We start from the raw sequence: 20,397 nt of genomic DNA on the forward strand, positions 1-20,397 counted from the left end.
GCATGGAAAAGCCCGAGGCAAACCATGGCGAAAGATCAGAAGAAACAGCCCCGTCCCAAGGCCGAGACGCCCAAGGGGTTCCGCGACTATTTCGGCGCGGATGTGACCGAGCGCAAGCAGATGCTCGACCGCATCGCCGAGATCTATCATCGCCACGGCTTCGAGCCGCTCGAAACCAGTGCCGTGGAAACCGTCGAGGCGCTGGGAAAGTTCCTGCCCGATGTGGACCGCCCCAATGCCGGCGTCTTTGCCTGGCAAGAGGCGGAGGTGCCGGGTGGCGGCGCCGGCGACTGGCTGGCGCTGCGCTATGACCTGACCGCGCCGCTGGCCCGCGTCGCCGCGCAGTTCCGCAACGACCTGCCCAGCCCCTATCGCCGCTATGCCATGGGCCCGGTCTGGCGCAATGAAAAGCCGGGGCCGGGCCGCTTCCGCCAGTTCTACCAATGCGACGCCGATACCGTGGGCTCGGCCTCGGTCGCCGCGGATGCCGAGATCTGCGCCATGCTGGCGGCGGCCTTGGAACATGCCGGCATCGCCCGCGGCGACTACCTGATCCGCATCAACAACCGCAAGGTGCTGAACGGCATCCTGGAATCCACGGGTGTGGCCGAGGGCAAGCCTGCCGACGACGTGCTGCGCACCATCGACAAGTTCGACAAGGTCGGCGAGGAAGGCGTGCGCCAGTTGCTCACCACCGGCCGCAAGGACGAGTCCGGCGCCTTCATCGAGGGCGTGGGCCTGAGCCCGGAACAGGCCGGTCCGGTGCTGGCCTTCCTGACCTCGAAGGGCGCGGACAACGCCGCGACGCTGCAAAACCTGCGCGCCGCCGTCGGCGCCTCGACCGTGGGCGCCGAGGGCGTGGACGAACTGGCCCGGATCGCCGGGATGCTTACCGCCATGGGCGTGGGCGAGGATCGCGCCGTCATCGACCCCTCGATCGTGCGCGGCCTGGGCTATTACACCGGCCCGGTCTTCGAGGCCGAGCTGACCTTCGAGATCCTCGACGACAAGGGCCGCAAGCGCCAGTTCGGCTCGGTCGCCGGCGGCGGGCGCTATGACGGGCTGGTGGAACGCTTCACCGGCCAGAAGGTGCCCGCGACCGGCGTCTCCATCGGCGTGGACCGGCTGCTGGCCGCCCTGCGCGCCAAGGGGCTGATGGGCGGGGCCGAGCCGGGCCCGGTCGTCGTCACCGTCATGGACCGCGAGCGCATGGCCGATTACCAGGCCATGGCGGCGGAACTGCGCGCGGCCGGCATCCGCGCCGAGGTCTATCTGGGCAACCCGAAGAACTTCGGCAACCAGCTGAAATATGCCGACAAGCGCAATGCCCCGGTCGCCGTCATCCAGGGCGGCGACGAGGCGGCGCGCGGCGTGGTGCAGGTCAAGGACCTGATCCTGGGGGCGAAGATCGCGGCCCAGGCCAGCCACGAGGAATGGAAGGCCCAGCCCGCCCAGACCGAAGTGGCCCGCGCCGATCTGGTCTCCGAAGTCCGGCGCATCCTGGGATGAGCAAGCGCGAGAAACAGGCCATCGGCCAGCAGATCCTTGCCGCCTTCCGCGCCGCCGGGGCCGAGGAGGTCGCGCCCGACCTGCTGCTGCCGGCCGAGACCTTGCTGGACCTCTATGGCGAGGACATCCGCGCCCGCGCCTATGTGACCCAGGACCCGATCCGCGGCGAGATGATGCTGCGCCCCGACTTCACCGTGCCGGTGGTGCAGATGCACATGGCCAGCGGCGCCGAGCCGGCGCGCTATTGCTATCTGGGCGAGGTGTTCCGCAAGCAGGACCATGGCGAGACGCGCCCCGAGCATCCGCGCGACAACGAATACCTGCAGGCCGGTTTCGAGCTTTTCGCCCGCGACCCGGACGCCGATGCCGAGGTCTTCGCGCTGTTTCACGACATCCTCGCGCCCCTGAAGCTGCAGGCTAGCATGGGCGACATGGACCTGCTGATGGACGCGGTGCGCGCCCTGCCGCTGTCGGGCGCGCGCCGGGCCGCGCTTTTGCACCACATCTGGCGGCCGCGGCGCTTTGCCAAGGCGCTGGCGCGCTTCGCCGCGCCGGCCGAGGCCCGCGGCTTTCCCGAAACCGCCGCGCCCTGGACCGGCCTGCGTTCGCCGGCCGAGATGCAGGCCCGCATCGACCGGCTGCGCAGCGATGCCGCCGAGGCGCCGCTGCCGCCGCAATGGGTCGAGCGGCTGGAGCGGCTGTTCGCCATCCAGGCCCCGGCCCCCGAGGCGCTGCGGCAGCTGCGCGGGCTGGCGGCCGAGATCCCCGATATCGCCGAGGCGGTGGATCGGCTGGAACGCAACCTGGCGGCGCTGTCCGCGCGCGGCATCGACGTGAGCCAGGTGCATTTCGACGCCAGCCATGGCCGGCACACGATGGAATATTACGACGGCATGACCTTCAGCTTCGCGGCGGCCGGGCGCGAGGACTGGCCGCCCGTCGCCTCGGGCGGGCGCTACGACGCGCTGGCGGCGGTTCTGGGCCAGGCGCAGGGCCGCTCGATCCCGGCGGTGGGCGGCATCATCCGGCCGGGGCTGGTCCATGAACTGGGGGGCCAGATCTTGGGGAAAGCAGCATGATCCGGCTGGGCGTGCCGTCCAAGGGGCGGCTGATGGAGCAGTGCTTCGACTGGTTCGCCGCCCGCGGCGTGACCCTGTCGCGCGCCGGGTCCGAGCGCGAATATGCCGGCCGGGTCGACGGGGCCGGGGACGTGGCGCTGGTGCTGCTTTCGGCGGGCGAGATCCCGCGCGAGCTCATGGCCGGCCGCATCCATCTGGGCGTGACCGGCACCGACCTGATCCGCGAGAAGCTGGCCGGCTGGCGCAGCCATGTCGAGGAACTGGCGCCGATGGGCTTCGGCCATGCCGACCTGATCCTGGCCGTGCCAGCCTGCTGGTCGGATTGCGAGACCCTGGACGATTTCGCCACCATCGCCCGCGATTTCCGTGCCGAGCACGGTTTCCGCCTGCGCATCGCTACCAAGTATCACCGGCTGGTGCGCGCCTGGCTCTCGGCGCAGGAGGTCGCGGATTACCAGCTGGTCGACAGCCAGGGCGCGACCGAGGGCACGGTGGCCAACCTGACCGCCGAGGCCATCGCCGACATCACCTCCTCGGGCGAGACGCTGCGCGCCAACCACCTGAAGATCATCGGCGAGGAACCCATCCTGCGCTCGCAGGCGACGCTCTTGCGCTCGCTGGCGGCGGGGGACGAGGCCGAGGTGCGGGATTTCGCGGCACGGCTCGGGCTCTAGAAACCTCGGGCGGGGCAGGGGCGTTGTGCCTCGCCACCTGTGACGGAGAAAGATGATGCGCTTGGCCGCCCTGATGCTGATCCTGTCCGCAAGCCCCGCGCTCGCCGCCTCCGAGGAGGCCTGGGAGCAGTTCCGCCAGGATGTCGAGACAGCCTGCACCGCGCTGGCCCCCGAAGCGGGCGAGACGGCCATCGAGGTCAACCCCTTCGGTTCGGAAAGCTATGGCGCGGCGCTGCTGATCACCACGCTGGCCGATGGCGGGGTGGATCGTTACGTCTGCATCTATGACAAGCAGGCCGGAACCGCCGAGCTGACCGCGCCCTTCACGCCGCCGCAGGAAGTGGTCGAGCCGCAGGCCGATGCGGCGGGCAATGTCGCGCCGGTCGAGGACACCCGGACGGACGCGCATCTGGTCAAGCCGTGACCGCCGCGCCTGTCGCGCGGCCGCATGGGTATTTGAAAAACAGAGAAAGCTTCAGTCGAGCCCGACCAAGGCCCGCGCGAAGTCTCGGGCGTCGAAGGCGTCGAGATCGTCGATCTGCTCGCCCACGCCGATGGCATGGATCGGCAGGCCGAAGCGGTCGGCCAGGGCCACAAGAACGCCGCCGCGGGCGGTGCCGTCCAGCTTGGTCATGACCAGGCCCGAGACATCGGCGAGCTTCTGGAAGGTCTCGACCTGGCTCAGCGCGTTCTGGCCGGTGGTGGCGTCCAGCACCAGCAGGGTGTTGTGCGGCGCCGAAGGGTCCTTCTTGCGGATGACGCGGACGATCTTGGCCAACTCCTCCATCAGGTCCTGGCGATTCTGCAAGCGGCCGGCAGTGTCGATCATCAGCAGGTCGGCGCCCTCGGCCTCGGCCCGGGTCATGGCGTCAAAGGCGAGGCTGGCGGGGTCCGAGCCCTCGGGCGCGGTCATCACCGGCACGCCGGCGCGCCGGCCCCACACCTGCAATTGCTCGACGGCGGCGGCGCGGAACGTGTCGCCGGCCGCGATCACCACTTTCTTGCCCGCCGCCTTGAACTGGCTGGCGAGCTTGCCGATGGTGGTGGTCTTGCCCGAGCCGTTCACCCCCACCACCAGCACCACCTGCGGCCGCTTGGGATAGAGGGGCAGGGGCCTGGCGACCGGGGTCATGATGCGGGCGATCTCCTCGGCCAGCAGCTCTTTCAGCTCGGTGGCCGAAATGCGGCGGCCCATGCGGCCTTCGGCGATATTGGCGGTGACGCGCAGCGCCGTTTCGACGCCCATGTCGGCCTGGATCAGCATCTCCTCGAGCTGCTCCAGCATCTCGTCGTCCAGCTCGCGGCGCGGCTCGGCCGTGACGGCCTGGCCGAAGATGCGGCCGAGAAGCCCGGGCTTGGCGGGCGTGTCGGAGATCGGGGCTTGCGGGGCCGGGGCCGCGGGCGGTGCCGGCGTGGCGCTTTCCGGTTCGGCACCTTCGGACACGATGTCATCCAGCCCCGCGCCGATCTTCGACGAGGACCGCGTCAGCCGCTCGCGCAGTTTCGAGAAAAACGCCATGCACCCATCCTTCTGCCTGTGGCGCAAGAGACTAGGCGTTCCGCGGCCAAAGGAAAAGGGCGCCTGCGAAGCGCCCTTCTTTCTTGTCGAAATATCCCGGGGGTGTGGGGGCAGCGCCCCCACGGCGCTCAGGCCTTGCCCAGATAGATGTCGACCAGCTTCTGCAGCATGTCCAGCGCATCCTCGCGCGAGCGCTGAAAGCTGTTGCGGCCGATGATCGAGCCGTTGCCGCCGCCGTCGCGGATGGCGCGGGCGTCGTCATAGACCGCATCCGCGCCCTTGGCCGCGCCGCCCGAGAACACCACGATGCGCCGGCCGTTGAAGGCCGACTGCATGCAATGCGCCACGCGCTTGGCCTGGGTCGAGATGTCGATGCCCTTGGCCTCGTAGACCTTCTTCGCCTCGTCCAGTTCCAGGTGGTCGGTCGAGAGCTTGATCTTGATGACATGCGCGCCGATCAGCGCCGCGATCTGGGCGGCATAGGCGGCGATGTCGATGGCGGTCTCGCCGTCCTTGCTGATCGCCTCGCCGCGCGGATAGGACCAGATCACCGTCGCCACGCCCTTGGCTGCGGCTTCCTTGCGCATCTCGACGATCTCCTCGATCATGTCGAGCGCCATGTCCGAACCCGGATAGATGGTGAAGCCGATGGCCGAGCAGCCCAGCCGCAGCGCGTCGTCCACCGAGGCGGTGATCGCCTGGTTCTTGCCGGCCGTGTCCGACATCAACGAATTGGCCGAGTTCACCTTGAGAATGGTCGGGATCTGGCCGGCGAAGGTGTCGGCGCCCGCCTCGATCATGCCCAGCGGCGCGGCATAGGCGTTCAGCCCGGCGTCGATGGCCAGCTGATAGTGGTAATGCGGGTCGTAGCCGGCCGGGTTCGGTGCAAAGCTGCGCGCCGGGCCGTGCTCGAACCCCTGGTCCACGGGCAGGATGATCATCTTGCCGGTGCCGGCCAGCTTGCCGGTCATCAGCATGCGGGCCAGCTGTGCCTTCACACCCGGCGCTTCGCCCTCGTAATTGGCGAGGATCTTGCGGACGGTATCGGTCATCTGCATCGGGAACTCCATGTCTGAATGCGGGCTGATTAACAGACTCGTCGCCGAGGGCAATCGCGATTGCGCTAACGGAACCGGCGGCGGCGGTCCGGCGCTGTTGCGAGGTCGGAATTTCCGGGCTTCCCGGGGGCAGACGAAGACCGCGGCGGCATTCCCGAACCAATCCGCCAGAACCGCCGTTTCCCTTGGTGCGGGGCCGGCCTCCCTGGTCTCGATCGGGGCCCTTTTTCTCGCTATCTGTCCCTCGATACCGACTCGCGTGATGCCGGCGCGACCTGCCGCCCGCCGCGATCTCCGCGGCCCTGGCGATCGAGCCCGCCCCGTCAGGGGGAACGGATCCTGCGTCCTGCCGCACAACCTTGACGGGAACCGGGCCGTCGAGGCAGGGTTGATCGAAGAGGAGGCGCCCATGCCCGACGATCCCGACCCCGACCGTGAACGGGCCGCCCGCCGTCATCTGGTGCCGATCATCGGCATGGGCGTGGCGGTGATCGTGGCGGTGATCGCGCTCATCCTGTTCATCACCGCCGGGTCCGGGAAACAGGGCGACGCGCCGCGCGCCGACCCGCCCGCCCAGCCTGCTGCGCAGGACTGAGGCGGCGCCGGGCAGGCGGCCGCGCGGCCGCCCCCTGCCTGCCGTCAGCGTTTCTGCAGCGCCGCCACGCCCGGCAGTTCCTTGCCCTCCATCCATTCCAGGAAGGCGCCGCCGGCGGTCGAGATGAAGGTGAAATCGCCCGAGACGCCGGCCTTGTTCAGCGCCGCCACCGTGTCGCCGCCGCCGGCGACCGAGATCAGCTTGTCCTCGCGCGTCAGCCGCGCCGCTTCCTGTGCGGCGGCATTGGTCGCGGCGTCGAAGGGCGGGATCTCGAAGGCGCCGAGCGGGCCGTTCCAGATCAGCGTGCGGCAGGTTTCGAACACTTCGCGGATCTTCGCCACGGTTGCCGGGCCGGCGTCGAGGATCATCGCATCGGCGGGGCAGGCCTCGGCCGCCACCGTCTCGCTTGCCGCGCCGGCCTTGAATTCCCGCGCCACCACCACGTCCACCGGCAGGTGGATGGTGCAGCCGGTCTTGCCGGCCTTCTCGAGGATGTCGCGCGCGGTGTCGGCCATGTCGCGCTCGGCCAGCGACTTGCCGACCTCGATGCCCTGGGCGACCAGGAAGGTGTTCGCCATGCCGCCGCCGATGACCAGATGGTCCACCTTCTCGATCAGATTGCCGAGCAGGTCGAGCTTGGTCGAGACCTTGGCGCCGCCGACCACCGCCACCACCGGGCGCTGCGGATTGCCGAGCGCGGCGTCCAGCGCCTTCAGCTCCGCCTCCATCAGCCGGCCGGCGGCGGCCGGCAGAAGCCGCGCGATGCCCTCGGTCGAGGCATGCGCCCGATGCGCGGCCGAGAAGGCGTCGTTCACATAGGCCTGACCCAGCGCCGCCAGCGAGGCGGCGAAGGTCGCGTCATTGGTTTCCTCGCCGGGATAGAAGCGGGTATTCTCCAGCAGGAGCACGTCGCCCTTGGCAAGATCGGCCACGGCGCGCTTGGCGGGGCCGCCGATGGCTTCCTCGGCGAACTTCACCGGCTGGCCGAGCGCCTTTTCCAGCGCCGGGATCACCACCTTCAGGCTCATCGACTCGACGCGCTGGCCCTTGGGGCGGTCGAAATGCGCCAGCAGCACCGGGATGCCGCCCCGGGCCTGGATGTCCTTGACGGTCGGGACGATCTTTTCGATCCGGGTGGCGTCGGTGACCTGGCCGTTCTCGACCGGGACGTTCACGTCCACGCGGACAAGCACCACCTTGCCGTCAAGCTCCAGGTCGTCGATCGTGTTGAAATCCGCCATGGTCTCGTCCCTTTCCTGATGGGCTTTGGCGCCCGTGCGCGGTTTTCCCGCATCATGACATTTTCGTCAACCGGCCCCGCAATCATGGACGGCGGCGAACCGCCGGGGGCAATGGCGGCGTTGTATGGGCGAAGCGAAATGCTTATGCCTTTGCCCAAGCCATCAGAAGGAGACCCCCATGGCCGAGATCAAGGATCCCGAGAACACGGTCATCATCGAGCTGAAGGACGGCCCGGTGGTGATCGAGCTGCTGCCCGATGTCGCCCCGAAACATGTCGAGCGCATGAAGGAACTGGCCCGGGCCGGGAAATACGACAATGTGGCCTTCCACCGCGTGATCGAGGGCTTCATGGCCCAGACCGGCGACGTGGAACATGCCAATATGGAAAACAACTACAACCCGGGCCGCGCCGGCACCGGCGGCTCGGACCTGCCGGACCTGCCGGCCGAGTTCTCGCGCCTGCCGCATGACCGCGGCACGCTGGGCGCGGCGCGTTCGATGAACCCGAACAGCGCCAACAGCCAGTTCTTCATCAACTTCAAGGACAACCATTTCCTGAACGGGCAATATACCGTCTATGGCCGGGTCATCGAGGGCATGGAGCATGTCGACAAGATCGCCCGCGGCGAGCCGCCGGCGAATCCCGACCGGATGATCTCGGTGAAGGTGGCGGCCGATGCGCAGTAAGCTGCTGGCTTCCGCCCTGCTGCTGGCCGCCGGCGCGGCCGCCCATCCGGTCCTGGCCGAGGGTCTGCCGGGCGTCACCGACGGCCCCGGCCCGAACCTGGTGATCGAGGTCGCCGATGCCAAGGGGAACGCCAAGGGCCGTATCGTCCTGGACCTCTATAACGACAAGGCACCGAAGCATGTCGAGCGGCTGGTGACGCTGGCGAAGTCCGGCGCCTATGACGGGGTGGTGTTCCACCGCGTGATCGACGGCTTCATGGCCCAGACCGGCGATGTCGAGTTCGGCAAGCATGGTGGCGACACCGCGCGGGCCGGCATGGGCGGCTCGAACATGCCGGACCTGCAGGCCGAGTTCAACGATGTCAGCTTCCAGGCCGGCACCGTGGGCATGGCGCGGGCGCAGGACCCGAATTCGGCCAACAGCCAGTTCTTCATCGACCTGGCGCCGGCGACCTTCCTTGACGGGCAATATACCGTGGTCGGCCAGCTGGTCGATGGCTGGGATGTGCTGAACGCGATCAAGAAGGGCGATCCCGCCGCCAACGGCTCGGTGGTCGAGCCCGACTACATGGTCAAGGTGACGGTCGAGGAATAAGCCCGCCGCCCGACCCGAAAGCCCCGCCCCGCGCGGGGCTTTTCTTCAAGGAGTCCCCACATGACCACGCTTTACATCGACGCCGACGCCTGCCCGGTCAAACCCGAGGCCGAACGGGTCGCGACCCGGCTGCGCGTGCCGATGGTGCTGGTCTGCAATGGCGGGCTGCGGCCGCCGGCCAATCCGCTGCTGTCGCTGGTGATCGTGCCCGAGGGGCCGGATGCGGCCGACCAGTGGATCGCGGCGCATTGCGGCCCGGGCGACGTGGTGGTCACCACCGACCTGCCGCTGGCGGACCGCTGCCTCAAGGCCGGTGCGCAGGTCGTGCAGCCCGACGGCGAGGTGCTGACGCCGGCCAATATCGGCCCGCGGCTGGCCACCCGCGACCTGATGCAGGACATCCGCGCCGCCGACCCGTTCCACCAGGGCCGCGGCGGCGGTTTCGGCAAGGCCGAGCGGGCGCGGTTCCTGCAATCGCTGGACCGGGTGATGGCGGCGGCGCTGCGGACCGGCTAGTGTGCGGGCCATGGACAGCGCGCCGCGAAGATGATTTCACCTCGCCCCATGTTTACGCGCCGATCCGCCCCTTACTGGGCCACCTTCCTCATCATCCTCCTGGCCGCGGCCTGGCTGCTCTGGATCGGGCGCGAGCCGATCTGCAAATGCGGCTTCGTCAAGCTCTGGCACGGCGAGACGATGAGTTCCGAGAATTCGCAGCATCTGACCGACTGGTATACGCCCTCGCACATCATCCACGGGCTGCTGTTCTATGCAGGGCTGTGGCTGGTGGCGCGGCGCCTGTCTTTCGGCTGGCGGCTGGCGATCGCGACGCTGGTCGAATCCGCCTGGGAGATCGTCGAGAATTCCGACGCGATCATCGAGCGCTACCGCGCGGTGACCATCTCGCTGGACTATTACGGCGACAGCGTGGTCAATTCGGTGGCGGACATCCTGGCGATGGTGCTGGGCTTCGTGCTGGCGGCGCGGCTGCCGGTCTGGGCCTCTGTCGCCATGGTGATCGGCTTCGAGGCGCTGACCACCTGGCTGATCCGCGACGGGCTGGCGCTGAACGTGCTGATGCTGCTCTGGCCGCTGGAGGCGGTGAGGGCCTGGCAGGGCAGGTGAGAAAGCGGCAGCAGACACCCCCCGCTTGGCATTCGAACGGTAGAGGGCGGGCGACAGGGCTTCCCGGCCCTGTCGCTGCGGTATTTGGGGCACGAAGAAGTCGCGCGCCCCGGCCTTCCTGCTTACCCCACCTGCACCATGCGGTGCTTCTTCTTGCCGACCGAGACCTTCAGCCCGTCGCCGATCAGCGCCGCATCCACGGCAAGCTGGGGATCGGACACGGCCTCGTTGTTCAGCCGCAGCCCGCCCTCGGCGATCAGGCGCTTGGCCTCCTTGCCCGAGGCGGTGATGCCGGTCTGCGCCAGCAGTTGCACCACCGTCAGGCCCGAGGCCAGGGCATCGGCGCCGATGGTCACCACCTCCAGATCGCCGCCGGCGCCGCCCTGCTCGAAGACCTCGCGGGCGGTCGCCTCGGCCGAGGCGGCGGCTTCGGCGCCGTGCAGCAGCGTCGTGACCTCATTGGCGAGGATGATCTTGGCGGCGTTGATCTCGGAGCCGGAAAGCCGGCCGAGGCGGTCGCATTCCTCGACCGGAAGCTCGGTATAGAGCTTCAGGAAGCGGCCGACATCGGCGTCGGTGGTGTTGCGCCAGAACTGCCAGAACTCGTAGGGCGACAGCATGGCGCCGTTCAGCCAGACCGCGCCGCCGGCCGATTTGCCCATCTTGCGCCCGTCCGAGGTGGTCAGCAAGGGCGAGGTCAGGCCCCAGATCTCGGCATCCAGCACGCGGCGGGTCAGGTCGATGCCGTTGACGATATTGCCCCACTGGTCCGAGCCGCCCATCTGCAGCCGGCAGCCATAGCGCCGGTAAAGCTCGAGGAAGTCGTAGGCCTGCAGGATCATGTAGTTGAATTCGAGGAAGCTCAGCGACTGCTCGCGGTCCAGCCGCGACTTGACCGATTCGAAGCTGAGCATCCGGTTGACCGAGAAATGCCGGCCGATGTCGCGCAGGAAATCCAGGTAGTTCAGCCCGTCCAGCCATTCGGCATTGTTGAGCATCGTCGCGCGCCCTTCGCCATAGTCGAGGTAGCGGGCGAAGACCTGCTGCATGCCGTCGATATTCGCCTGGATCGCCTGCGGGGTCAGCAGCGGGCGTTCCTCGGACCGGAAGGACGGGTCGCCGACCTTGGTGGTGCCGCCGCCCATCAGCGTGATCGGGCGGTTGCCGGTCTTCTGGAACCAGCGCAGCATCATGATGTTCAGCAGGTGCCCGACATGCAGGCTGGCCGCCGTCGCGTCATAACCGATATATGCCGTCACCGGGCCGTCGATCAGGGCGTCGTCCAGCGCCTGCATGTCGGTGCAGTCCGCCAGATAGCCGCGTTCGATCATCACGTTCAGGAAATCGGATTTGGCACGGTAGGTCATGGGCTGTTCCTTTCGAATGGCGCGGATATACCGGGGGAAAGGCCGAAGGGAAAGCAGGATGATCCGGGCGCTGGGGATGATGTCGGGGACCTCGCTGGACGGGGTGGACGCGGCGATGATCGAGACGGACGGGCGGCACATCGCCGGCTTCGGCCGCAGCGCCTATCGCGCCTATTCCGGCAATGAATCGGGTCTGCTGCACGCGGCGCTGGGGCAATGGCCGGGCGGGCCCGACGTGGCCGAGGCGGCGGCGCTGTCCGTCGCCGCCCATGCCGCGCTGGCCGAAGGCTTCCCCGAGGCGGAGCTGGTCGGCTATCACGGCCAGACGCTGGCGCATGATCCCGGGGGATGGGGCACGCATCAGGCCGGCGACGGGGCGGCGCTGGCGCGGCGGCTGGACCGGCCGGTCGTCTGGGATTTCCGCTCCGAGGACGTGCGGCAGGGTGGCGAGGGTGCGCCGCTTGCGCCCTTCTTCCATTGGGCCTGCGCGGAATGGGCGATGGGGCAGGGGCTTCTGCCCCGCGCCCCGGTCGCCTTCCTGAACCTGGGCGGCGTGGGCAACCTGACCTTCGTGGATCCCGCCGCCGGCGTGCCCGAGGCGCCGGGGGCCTGCATCGCCTTCGACACCGGCCCGGCCAATGCGCCCGTGAACGACCTGATGCGCGCCCGGCGGGGGCTGGCACGGGACGAGGGCGGGCGGCTGGCCCTGCAGGGCCGCCCGGACGAGGCGGTCATCGCCCGCTTCCTGTGCCATCCGCATTTCGCCCGGCCGGTGCCGAAATCGCTGGACCGCGACGCCTTCCCGGCGCTGGCGGCCGAGGTGGCGGGCCTTTCCGATGCCGACGCGGCAGCGACGCTGACCCATGCAGCGGCGGCGGCGGTGGCGGCGGGGCTGGCGGCCCTGGACCGGGCGCCCGAACGGGTGCTGGTCTGCGGCGGCGGCCGGCACAACGCGGCGATGATGGCGGCGCTGGCGGCGCGCCTGCCGGCCCGCGTCGCGCCGGTCGAGGCGGCGGGGCTGGACGGCGACATGCTCGAAGCGCAGGCCTTCGGCTGGCTGGCGGTGCGGGTGCTGCGGGGGTTGCCGACCTCGGGGCCCGGCACCACCGGCGCGCCGGGGCCGGTCTGCGGCGGCCGGATCAGCCATCCGGCGCGGCGCTGAAGCCGGGCCGGATTCGCGGCAGGATCACGGGCGGATTTCCGCCTTGTGATTGTTTCGGCACCATTTCATGGGAACGATGCCGCGAATGCGGGCGTTGGGCGGACATATGGCGGTCTAGCGCCATCCGTAACAACGACAACCGGAAAGGACATCGTCCATGAAACCTCTTGTCATCGCCGCCGCCACCTTGGCGCTTGCCAGTCCCGTCTTTGCTCAGACCGAGACCACCCCGCCTGCCGAGATGCCGGCCGAGCAGGTCGAGGACGCCGCGACCGCGGCGGAAAGCGCCGCCGATCAGGCCGAGCAGGCCGCCGATCAGGCGGAGCAGGCTGCCGATCAGGCTGCCGAGGAAACCGGCGACGCCGCTGCCCAGGCCGCCGATGATGCGGCCCAGGCCGCCGATGCGGCCAGCGACGCCGCCAATGATGCGACCGGGGCTGCCGCGGAAACCGGAATGGCCCCGGATGCACCCGCCGGCGATGCGGTGCCCGAGGCGGCCGAGGGCGCGGCCGAGGATGCCGCCGGCGCCGCCGAGGATGCCGCCGATGCCGCAAGCGACGCTGCCGATGCCGCCGCGGACGCGGCCGCCGAGGCGCCGGTCACGCCGCCCGACGTCAACCCGCCGGCCATCTCGGAAGCCGAGCCGGGCGTGCTGTCGAGCTGGCTGACCAGCCGCCGGATCTGGACCACCAACGAGCCGTCGACCACCGAATGGGTCGATCCTGCGGTCGAGGAACGCCCGGCCGAATGGCAGGACATCGCCAAGGTGAACGACGTCGTGCTGGATGATTCGGGCCAGGTCGTCGGCTATGTCGCCGATATCGGCGGCTTCCTGGGCATCGGCGCCAAGAAGGTCCTGCTGGGCGTGGATGCCATCCATCTGGTGACCATCGGCAACGACACCTTCTTCGCCACCAACTACACCAAGGCCGAGCTGGAAGCCCTGCCGGATTTCGACGAGAAGACCGTGCGGAAATAAGCCTTGCGGCGGTTTTCCGGACGGAATGGGGGCGCCTTTCGGGGCGCCCCTGCATTTTTGCGCAAGAACGGCCTTGACGCCGCCCGGCCCCGTGCGTAAACCCCCTCGCACCCCGGACGGCGATCCGGGGAAGTGGTCTGCGCGGTTGTAGCTCAGTTGGTTAGAGTACCGGCCTGTCACGCCGGGGGTCGCGGGTTCGAGCCCCGTCAACCGCGCCACCACCACATTGCCTATCGCCGAAAAGATGCGCGGTTGTAGCTCAGTTGGTTAGAGTACCGGCCTGTCACGCCGGGGGTCGCGGGTTCGAGCCCCGTCAACCGCGCCATCTTTCCCCATGATCCCATGGCTTTGCAGCCGCGCTTCCGGCGCGGCTTTTTGGGCATTTGGCGAACGAAGAAGCCGGCTGGCGGTCCTGCCCGGGAGCGGCGCAAGGGGCTTTTCAAGCGGCCTCATTTCCCTATGCTGGCCCCCAATCACGACGGAGGACGCCATGGCACGCGGAATAGATTACGGCGGAATGATGCACCGGGCCATGCAGCGGCTGATCGCGGATGTGCTGCAGGCGGTCGCAAAAGAGGGGCTGCCCGGCGAGCATCATTTCTTCATCACCTTCGACACCCGCGATTCGGATGTCGAGATGGCCGACTGGCTGCGCGAGCGTTATCCCGAGGAGATGACCATCGTCATCCAGCACTGGTTCGAGAATCTTTCGGTCACGCCGGATGGCTTCCACATCACGCTGAACTTCGGCAACTCGCCCGAGCCGCTTTATATTCCCTTCGACGCGCTGCGCACCTTCGTGGACCCTTCGGTCGAATTCGGCCTGCGATTCGAGAACCACGAAGAGGATGAGGACGAGGACGAGGAGATCGAGGCAGAGCAGGAGGCCGAGCCCGACGGTCCGGATGAGGACGGGCCGAAGGGCGGCGCCGAGGTGGTCAGCCTGGACAAATGGCGCAAGTAAGACGCTGTTAGCGCATGGCATACCACGGCATGCCGATTGCGAATCCCTGCCATCGGGCCTAGAACCCCCACAACACCGTGAGGGAGCATGCCATGACCAAGACCACCCGCACCGAGACCGACAGCTTCGGCCCGCTGGAGGTGCCTGCCGACAAGTATTGGGGCGCGCAGACGCAACGCTCGATCCAGAACTTCCCCATCGGCTGGGAGAAGCAGCCGGTGGCGATCATCCGCGCCCTGGGGGTGATCAAGCAGGCCGCGGCCGAGGTGAACATGGCCAGCGGCAAGCTGGACCCCGAGATCGGCAAGGCCATGGTGCAGGCGGCCTCGGAAGTGGTCGCCGGCAAGTTCGACGACAACTTCCCGCTGGTGGTCTGGCAGACCGGATCGGGCACGCAGTCGAACATGAACGCGAACGAGGTGATCTCGAACCGCGCCATCGAGATCCTGGGCGGCGAGATGGGCTCGAAGAAGCCCGTGCATCCGAACGACCATGTAAACATGGGCCAGTCCTCGAACGACACCTTCCCGACCGCCATGCATGTCGCCATCGCCATGCAGGCGCGCGACGTGCTGCTGCCGGGGCTGGAAAAGCTGCACAAGGCGCTGGTGGCGAAGTCCGGGGAATTCAAGGACATCATCAAGATCGGCCGCACCCATACCCAGGACGCCACGCCGCTGACGCTGGGCCAGGAATTCGGCGGCTATGCGCATCAGGTCGCCAAGGGGATCGAGCGGGTGAAGCTGGCGCTTGGCGACATCTACGAGCTGGCGCAGGGCGGCACCGCCGTCGGCACCGGGCTGAACACCAAGAAGGGCTGGGACACGGCCATCGCCGCCAAGATCGCCGAGATCACCGATCTGCCCTTCGTCACCGCGCCGAACAAGTTCGAGGCGCTGGCGGCGCATGACGCGATGGTGTTCTTCTCGGGCGCGCTGAAGACGGTGGCGGCAAGCCTGTTCAAGATCGCCAACGACATGCGGCTGCTGGGCTCGGGCCCGCGCTCGGGCCTGGGCGAGCTGATCCTGCCGGAAAACGAGCCGGGTTCGTCGATCATGCCGGGCAAGGTGAACCCGACACAGGCCGAGGCGCTGACCATGGTCTGCGCCCATGTCATGGGCAATGACGCCGCCATCGGCTTTGCCGGCTCGCAGGGCCATTTCGAGCTGAACGTCTACAACCCGATGATGTCTTACAACGTGCTGCAATCCATGCAGCTGCTGGGCGATGCGGCGGGGTCCTTCACCGACAACATGGTGGTCGGCACCGAGGCGAACATCCCGCGCATCGAGAAGCTGATGCAGGAATCGCTGATGCTGGTGACGGCGCTGGCGCCGACCATCGGCTATGACAACGCGACCAAGGTGGCCAAGACCGCGCATAAGAACGGCACCACGCTGCGCGAGGAGGCGATCGCGCTGGGCTTCGTCGATGGCGAGACCTTCGACCGCATCGTCCGCCCCGAGCAGATGATCGGTCCCGAGGATTGATGTGACCGGCCCCGGCAAGGTCATCAACCTGAGGGCGGCGCGCAAGAACGCCGCCCGCGACGCCGCCCGCCGGCAGGGCGAGGAGAATGCGGCCAGGTTCGGCCGCAGCAAGGCCCAGAGGCTGGCCGAGGAGGACGCGGTCGCGCGGGCCGCCCGGCATCTGGACCAGCACCGCCGCGAGGATCCCGGGCATGGCGATGATTGAGCTGATGCCCCTGGCGCTGCCGCCGATGTCCGCGCCGGTCAAACGCTCGGTCACCATCGGCGGGCACCGCACCTCGGTCAGCCTCGAGGATGCCTTCTGGCGCGAGCTGCGCGAACTGGCCCGCGCCGCTGGCCGCACCACCGCGACGCTGATCGCCGAGATCGACGCAGCCCGCCCGCCCGAGGTGGGGCTGGCCACGGCGCTGCGGCTCTATGTGCTGGCCGAGATCGTCCGGAATCGGGCGTAATGCTTGCGGCCCGGCCCCCGGCTGACTAAAAGCCGCTGCACATATCCAAATTCTGGGAAATACCATGGCAGGCCATTCCAAATGGGCCAATATCCAGCATCGCAAGGGCAAGCAGGACAAGCTGCGCTCGAAGCTGTTTTCGAAACTGGCCAAAGAAATCACCGTCGCCGCCAAGATGGGCGACCCCGACCCCGACAAGAACCCGCGCCTTCGCCTAGCGGTGAAGGAAGCCAAGTCGAACTCGATGCCGAAGGACGTGATCGACCGCGCCATCAAGAAGTCGCAGGGCGGCGATGCCGAGAATTACGACGAGATCCGCTATGAGGGCTACGGCCCGAACGGCATCGCCATCATCGTCGAGGCGATGACCGACAACCGCAACCGCACCGCGTCCAACGTGCGCAGCTATTTCACCAAATACGGCGGCGACCTGGGGCAGACCGGCTCGGTCAGCTTCATGTTCGACCGCAAGGGCGAGATCCTCTACAAGCCTGATGCCGGCGATGCCGACACGGTGATGCTGGCCGCCATCGAGGCCGGGGCCGAGGATGTCGAGAGCGACGAGGACGGGCACTGGATCTATACCTCGGACACCGACCTGGCCGAAGTCTCGAATGCGCTGGAGGCCAGCCTGGGCGAATCCGAACATGCCAAGCTGATCTGGAAGCCGCAGGCGCCGACCGAGATCGACCTGGAGACGGCGCAGAAGCTGATGAAGCTGCTGGACGCGCTGGAGGAGGACGACGACGTGCAGAACGTCACCGGGAATTTCGACATTCCCGAGGATGTGGCGGCGCAGCTTTGAGCTTCCGCCTCCGGCGGGGGTATTTGGCAAACAGAGAAGTCAGGGTCGCAGTTCTGCTGCGGCCCTTTTTCTTATGGCGGCGGTCAGGGGGGCGAGGGCGGGGGCCATGGCGCGCTGCACGTGCCAATGCAGCGCCACGTCCAGCGGCAGGCCGGGGACCAGCGGGCGCAGCCGGCCCTGGCGCAGCGCCGGGGCGGCCATGCTTTCCGGGATCATGCCCCAGCCGAGGCCGAGCTCCACCGCGCGGGCGAAGGGTTCCGAGGCCGGGATCCGGTGGCCGGGCAGGTGCAGGCGCCGGCCGGTGGCCTGTTCGGCCCAGCGGGATTGCAGCGCGTCCTTGGCGTTGAAGATGATCGCCGGGGCTGCGCGCAGGGCGGGTTCGATCACGCCGTGCGGGAAATGCCGGGCGAGGAAATCCGGTGTCGCCAGCGCCTGGTAGCGCATCGCGCCCAAGGGCAGCGCGTCGCAGCCCGGCACCGGGTCGGGGTCCGAACTGATCGCCGCCGAGACCTGGCCCTGCCGCAGCCAGTCGCGGGCATGGTCCTGGTCGTCCAGCACCAGGTCGTAGAGTACCGGCAGCGCCGCCATCACCGGCGGAAACCAGGTGGCGAGGCTGTCGGCATTCACCGCCAGCCGCAGCACCGCCGGGCCGGCGGATGGCTGCAGCCCGGCCGCGAGCGTGCTTTCCAGAAGCCGCACCTGGTCGAGATGCTGCATCAGCCGCAGCCCTGTCTGGGTGCCGGTGGCGGGCGGGCCGCGATGGATCAGCACCTGGCCCAGCCGCTCCTCGAGCCCCTTGATGCGCTGCGAGACCGCCGAGGGCGTGACGCCGAGCGCCGCGGCCGCCGCTTCGAAGCTGCCGCGACGGATGATCTCGGACAGGGCGCTGAGCGCGGCATAGTCGAGCATGAAGCCAGCCTTAATCTGGGTAATAATTTTGAATTTGCCTGAAGGCGGTCGTGTCGGCAAGACGGGACGAAAGGAGAGCTGCATGCATGCCTATCTTGCCGGTCTGGGCACCGCCCTGTCGCTGATCGTCGCCATCGGGGCGCAGAACGCCTTCGTGCTGAAGCAGGGGCTGATGCGCCGTCATGTGCTGGCGACCTGCGCTTTTTGCGCGCTGTCGGATGCGGTGCTGATCACCGCGGGGGTGCTGGGCGCCGGGGCGTTGGCCGCCCGCGCGCCGTGGTTCCTGGAGGCGATGCGCTGGGGCGGGGCGGCGTTCCTGCTGGCCTATGGCGCGCGGGCCTTTCGCGCCGCATGGCGGGGCGGCGAGAGCCTGCGGGCCGGGCAGGGGGCCGCCGGCCTGGCCGCCACGCTGGGGGTGCTGGCGGCGCTGACCTGGCTCAACCCGCATGTCTGGCTGGATACGGTGGTGCTGATCGGCTCGATCTCGGCGGGATGGGAGGACAAATCGGGCTTCGTCGCCGGGGCGGTGTCCGCCTCGGTGATCTTCTTCTTTTCGCTGGGCTATGGCGCGTGCTGGCTGTCGCCCCTGTTCGCGCGGCCGCTGGCCTGGCGGGTGCTGGACGGGCTGGTCGGGCTGGTGATGTGGTCGATCGCGCTGGGACTGGTGCTGAACGGCTGACCCTTGCGCCCGGCCGGGCGACAGGGCATGGCGGCAGGATGACGCAGGGCCCGGCCAAGACACGCAGCGACCTGAGCGGCATCTTCTGGATGCTGGCGGCCGGACTGTGCTTCGTGGGCGTCAACGGTACCGTGCGCTGGCTGGGCGAGGCGTTGCCGGCGGCCGAGGGGGCCTTCATCCGTTTCGCCTTCGGCCTGCTGCTGCTGGTCCCGGCCCTGGGGCCGGCGCTGCGGCGCGGCTTCACCCCGCGCATCTGGGCGCTGTTCGCGCTGCGCGGCGGGCTGCATGTGCTGGCGGTGATCCTGTGGTTCTACGCCATGGCGCGCATCACCGTGGCCGAGGTCACCGCCATCGGCTTTCTCAACCCCATCGTGGTGACGGTCGGCGCGGCGCTGCTGATGGGCGAGCGCGTGTCCTGGCGGCGGGCGCTGGCCATCGCCGTGGCGCTGGCGGGGGCGATGATCGTGCTGCGGCCCGGCATCCGGGCGCTGGAACCCGGCCACCTGGCGCAGCTCGGCGCCTCGGTCACCTTCGGCCTGTCCTACCTGGTCGCCAAGCGGCTGTCCGAGCATGTGCCGGCCTCGGTCGTGGTGGCGATGATGTCGCTGACGGTCTGCATCGGGCTTGCGCCCATCGCGGCGCTGCATTGGGTGCCGCCCAGCCTGCTGCAATGCGCGGTGCTGGCCTGCACCGCGCTGTTCGCCACGGCCGGGCATTACGCCATGACCCGCGCCTTCGTCTCGGCGCCGCTGACGGTGACGCAGCCGGTGACGCTGCTGCAGCTGATCTGGGCCAGCCTGCTGGGCGCGCTGGTCTTTGCCGAGCCGGTCGACCTGTGGGTGCTGGTCGGCGGCGCTCTCATGATCGGCGCGATCAGCTATATCACCTGGCGCGAGGCGCGGCTGCGGCGGGGCCTGGTCACCCCGCCGCCCGGCGCGACCCGCGACTAGCGCAGGTCCCAGTAGTTCCGGCCGCGCCGCTCGGGCTCGATCCCGATGTCGCGCAGCAGGTGGTCGGGAAGCGTGTGGACCGGCGGCGGCCGCCTGCCGCCCCGCCGCAGGGCGGCGCGCAGCAGCGCCAGGCTGACGCGCAGCAGCCCGTGGGTCTCGATCAGTTCGTCCAGGGGCGCGCGGAGCTCCCGCGCGGCACGGATGGTTGCAAGGGTCATCCTGTCCAGCCGCCCGCTCTGCACGGTGCGGCCCTCATGTTGCGATGGTCGAAAAGGCGACGGGCAGCGCCCCTGCGACATCGCGGGGCGGCGGCCGTCGGCGAAGATGGGGAAGCTCAGTCCCGGAGAGGGATGCCCTGAACGGGTTCCGTCAACGCCGGTCCTGGCGTCGGTTCACCCCGCGAAAGGCGGCGGCCGAAGCGGCGGGAATGGTGGTCATGCCGGTGCCCTTTCTGTCGAGGTTGCGGAACAGGGCCCTTGATAGGCACATCGCGCGATTCGAGGCAACCCGCCCCGCGGAGATTGCGGGGCGGGCCATGGTCTTGCTGCAACAGGGGA

At 68.8% G+C, this 20,397-nt stretch carries 24 protein-coding genes and 2 tRNA genes; 20 read left to right on the forward strand and 6 right to left on the reverse strand.

Annotated elements, in window-relative coordinates:
- Positions 1-24 precede the first annotated feature (24 nt).
- The 4 genes from hisS to LOS78_RS02495 are packed head-to-tail and all read left to right on the forward strand — an operon-like array spanning position 25 to position 3,686.
- The gene (hisS, locus tag LOS78_RS02480; protein ID WP_230376771.1) at positions 25-1,509 is read left to right on the forward strand and encodes a histidine--tRNA ligase; all 1,485 of its coding nucleotides are present in this window, start codon (positions 25-27) and stop codon (positions 1,507-1,509) included.
- Complete coding sequence (locus tag LOS78_RS02485; protein ID WP_230376773.1) at positions 1,506-2,588, forward strand: ATP phosphoribosyltransferase regulatory subunit; 1,083 nt, start codon at positions 1,506-1,508, stop codon at positions 2,586-2,588. The genes hisS and LOS78_RS02485 overlap by 4 nt, the downstream gene beginning before the upstream one ends.
- Entirely contained in the window at positions 2,585-3,262 is a 678-nt protein-coding gene (hisG, locus tag LOS78_RS02490) for an ATP phosphoribosyltransferase (protein ID WP_028712554.1), read from the forward strand. Before LOS78_RS02485 ends, hisG begins: the two co-directional genes overlap by 4 nt.
- A gap of 52 nt (positions 3,263-3,314) precedes the next feature.
- Positions 3,315-3,686 carry a hypothetical protein gene (locus LOS78_RS02495; protein ID WP_230376774.1) on the forward strand — a complete coding sequence of 124 codons (372 nt, stop codon included), beginning with the start codon at positions 3,315-3,317 and terminating at the stop codon, positions 3,684-3,686.
- Between the two features lie 51 nt (positions 3,687-3,737).
- On the opposite strand, the gene ftsY is transcribed toward LOS78_RS02495, so the two are convergent.
- Both ftsY and LOS78_RS02505 read right to left on the reverse strand, forming a co-directional pair.
- Positions 3,738-4,781 (reverse strand): signal recognition particle-docking protein FtsY, encoded by a 1,044-nt coding sequence (gene ftsY / locus LOS78_RS02500; protein ID WP_230376776.1) that lies wholly within the window; start codon positions 4,779-4,781, stop codon positions 3,738-3,740.
- A 128-nt stretch (positions 4,782-4,909) separates the two neighbouring features.
- Positions 4,910-5,839: a class I fructose-bisphosphate aldolase gene (locus LOS78_RS02505; RefSeq protein WP_230376778.1), complete on the reverse strand. Its 930-nt coding sequence runs from the start codon at positions 5,837-5,839 to the stop codon at positions 4,910-4,912.
- A gap of 409 nt (positions 5,840-6,248) precedes the next feature.
- Here LOS78_RS02505 and LOS78_RS02510 point away from each other — a divergent pair, with 409 nt between their 5' ends.
- Complete coding sequence (locus LOS78_RS02510; RefSeq protein ID WP_230376780.1) at positions 6,249-6,434, forward strand: hypothetical protein; 186 nt, start codon at positions 6,249-6,251, stop codon at positions 6,432-6,434.
- A 44-nt stretch (positions 6,435-6,478) separates the two neighbouring features.
- On the opposite strand, the gene pgk is transcribed toward LOS78_RS02510, so the two are convergent.
- Complete coding sequence (pgk, locus tag LOS78_RS02515) at positions 6,479-7,675, reverse strand: phosphoglycerate kinase (RefSeq protein WP_230376781.1); 1,197 nt, start codon at positions 7,673-7,675, stop codon at positions 6,479-6,481.
- 178 nt (positions 7,676-7,853) lie between these two features.
- Between pgk and LOS78_RS02520 the strand changes: the two genes are divergently transcribed.
- Genes LOS78_RS02520 through LOS78_RS02535 form a run of 4 tightly spaced genes read left to right on the forward strand, consistent with a single transcriptional unit; the run spans position 7,854 to position 10,083 of the window.
- Positions 7,854-8,363: a peptidylprolyl isomerase gene (locus LOS78_RS02520; RefSeq protein WP_028712560.1), complete on the forward strand. Its 510-nt coding sequence runs from the start codon at positions 7,854-7,856 to the stop codon at positions 8,361-8,363.
- The gene (locus LOS78_RS02525) at positions 8,353-8,958 is read left to right on the forward strand and encodes a peptidylprolyl isomerase (RefSeq protein ID WP_230376782.1); all 606 of its coding nucleotides are present in this window, start codon (positions 8,353-8,355) and stop codon (positions 8,956-8,958) included. Before LOS78_RS02520 ends, LOS78_RS02525 begins: the two co-directional genes overlap by 11 nt.
- 60 nt (positions 8,959-9,018) lie before the next feature.
- Positions 9,019-9,474 (forward strand): YaiI/YqxD family protein, encoded by a 456-nt coding sequence (locus tag LOS78_RS02530; RefSeq protein WP_230376783.1) that lies wholly within the window; start codon positions 9,019-9,021, stop codon positions 9,472-9,474.
- Between the two features lie 48 nt (positions 9,475-9,522).
- The gene (locus tag LOS78_RS02535; protein WP_230376784.1) at positions 9,523-10,083 is read left to right on the forward strand and encodes a DUF2585 domain-containing protein; all 561 of its coding nucleotides are present in this window, start codon (positions 9,523-9,525) and stop codon (positions 10,081-10,083) included.
- A gap of 122 nt (positions 10,084-10,205) precedes the next feature.
- Here the strand turns inward: LOS78_RS02535 and tyrS are convergent, their stop codons facing one another.
- Positions 10,206-11,450 carry a tyrosine--tRNA ligase gene (gene tyrS, locus LOS78_RS02540; RefSeq protein WP_230376785.1) on the reverse strand — a complete coding sequence of 415 codons (1,245 nt, stop codon included), beginning with the start codon at positions 11,448-11,450 and terminating at the stop codon, positions 10,206-10,208.
- A gap of 58 nt (positions 11,451-11,508) precedes the next feature.
- Here tyrS and LOS78_RS02545 point away from each other — a divergent pair, with 58 nt between their 5' ends.
- The 9 genes from LOS78_RS02545 to LOS78_RS02585 all read left to right on the forward strand — a co-directional run bounded on the left by LOS78_RS02545 (position 11,509) and on the right by LOS78_RS02585 (position 17,302).
- The gene (locus LOS78_RS02545) at positions 11,509-12,612 is read left to right on the forward strand and encodes an anhydro-N-acetylmuramic acid kinase (RefSeq protein WP_230376786.1); all 1,104 of its coding nucleotides are present in this window, start codon (positions 11,509-11,511) and stop codon (positions 12,610-12,612) included.
- Positions 12,613-12,769: 157 nt separating this feature from the next.
- Positions 12,770-13,591, forward strand: a complete 822-nt coding sequence (locus tag LOS78_RS02550; protein ID WP_230376787.1) for a PRC-barrel domain-containing protein — start codon at positions 12,770-12,772, stop codon at positions 13,589-13,591.
- A gap of 141 nt (positions 13,592-13,732) precedes the next feature.
- Positions 13,733-13,809: transfer RNA gene (locus tag LOS78_RS02555), tRNA-Asp, on the forward strand.
- Between the two features lie 30 nt (positions 13,810-13,839).
- Positions 13,840-13,916: transfer RNA gene (locus tag LOS78_RS02560), tRNA-Asp, on the forward strand.
- A gap of 165 nt (positions 13,917-14,081) precedes the next feature.
- The gene (locus tag LOS78_RS02565; RefSeq protein WP_230376788.1) at positions 14,082-14,555 is read left to right on the forward strand and encodes an SspB family protein; all 474 of its coding nucleotides are present in this window, start codon (positions 14,082-14,084) and stop codon (positions 14,553-14,555) included.
- A gap of 92 nt (positions 14,556-14,647) precedes the next feature.
- Positions 14,648-16,045, forward strand: coding sequence for a class II fumarate hydratase (gene fumC, locus LOS78_RS02570; protein WP_230376789.1), 1,398 nt, complete (start codon positions 14,648-14,650; stop codon positions 16,043-16,045).
- Position 16,046: 1 nt separating this feature from the next.
- Positions 16,047-16,250, forward strand: coding sequence for a DUF4169 family protein (locus LOS78_RS02575; protein ID WP_028712568.1), 204 nt, complete (start codon positions 16,047-16,049; stop codon positions 16,248-16,250).
- Positions 16,237-16,497, forward strand: coding sequence for a ribbon-helix-helix domain-containing protein (locus LOS78_RS02580; RefSeq protein WP_371255954.1), 261 nt, complete (start codon positions 16,237-16,239; stop codon positions 16,495-16,497). Before LOS78_RS02575 ends, LOS78_RS02580 begins: the two co-directional genes overlap by 14 nt.
- 64 nt (positions 16,498-16,561) lie before the next feature.
- The gene (locus tag LOS78_RS02585) at positions 16,562-17,302 is read left to right on the forward strand and encodes a YebC/PmpR family DNA-binding transcriptional regulator (protein ID WP_028712570.1); all 741 of its coding nucleotides are present in this window, start codon (positions 16,562-16,564) and stop codon (positions 17,300-17,302) included.
- Between the two features lie 39 nt (positions 17,303-17,341).
- Here the strand turns inward: LOS78_RS02585 and LOS78_RS02590 are convergent, their stop codons facing one another.
- Positions 17,342-18,211: a LysR family transcriptional regulator ArgP gene (locus LOS78_RS02590; RefSeq protein ID WP_230376790.1), complete on the reverse strand. Its 870-nt coding sequence runs from the start codon at positions 18,209-18,211 to the stop codon at positions 17,342-17,344.
- A gap of 82 nt (positions 18,212-18,293) precedes the next feature.
- Between LOS78_RS02590 and LOS78_RS02595 the strand changes: the two genes are divergently transcribed.
- Both LOS78_RS02595 and LOS78_RS02600 read left to right on the forward strand, forming a co-directional pair.
- Positions 18,294-18,890 (forward strand): LysE/ArgO family amino acid transporter, encoded by a 597-nt coding sequence (locus LOS78_RS02595; protein WP_230376791.1) that lies wholly within the window; start codon positions 18,294-18,296, stop codon positions 18,888-18,890.
- Positions 18,891-18,928: 38 nt separating this feature from the next.
- Positions 18,929-19,840 (forward strand): DMT family transporter, encoded by a 912-nt coding sequence (locus LOS78_RS02600; RefSeq protein WP_028712573.1) that lies wholly within the window; start codon positions 18,929-18,931, stop codon positions 19,838-19,840.
- On the opposite strand, the gene LOS78_RS02605 is transcribed toward LOS78_RS02600, so the two are convergent.
- Positions 19,837-20,058, reverse strand: coding sequence for a hypothetical protein (locus LOS78_RS02605; RefSeq protein WP_028712574.1), 222 nt, complete (start codon positions 20,056-20,058; stop codon positions 19,837-19,839). The two genes, LOS78_RS02600 and LOS78_RS02605, sit on opposite strands and share 4 nt — an antisense overlap.
- Positions 20,059-20,397: the final 339 nt, after the last annotated feature.

The organism is Paracoccus sp. MA, assembly GCF_020990385.1.
In the GTDB taxonomy this organism is placed as follows: Bacteria; Pseudomonadota; Alphaproteobacteria; order Rhodobacterales; family Rhodobacteraceae; genus Paracoccus.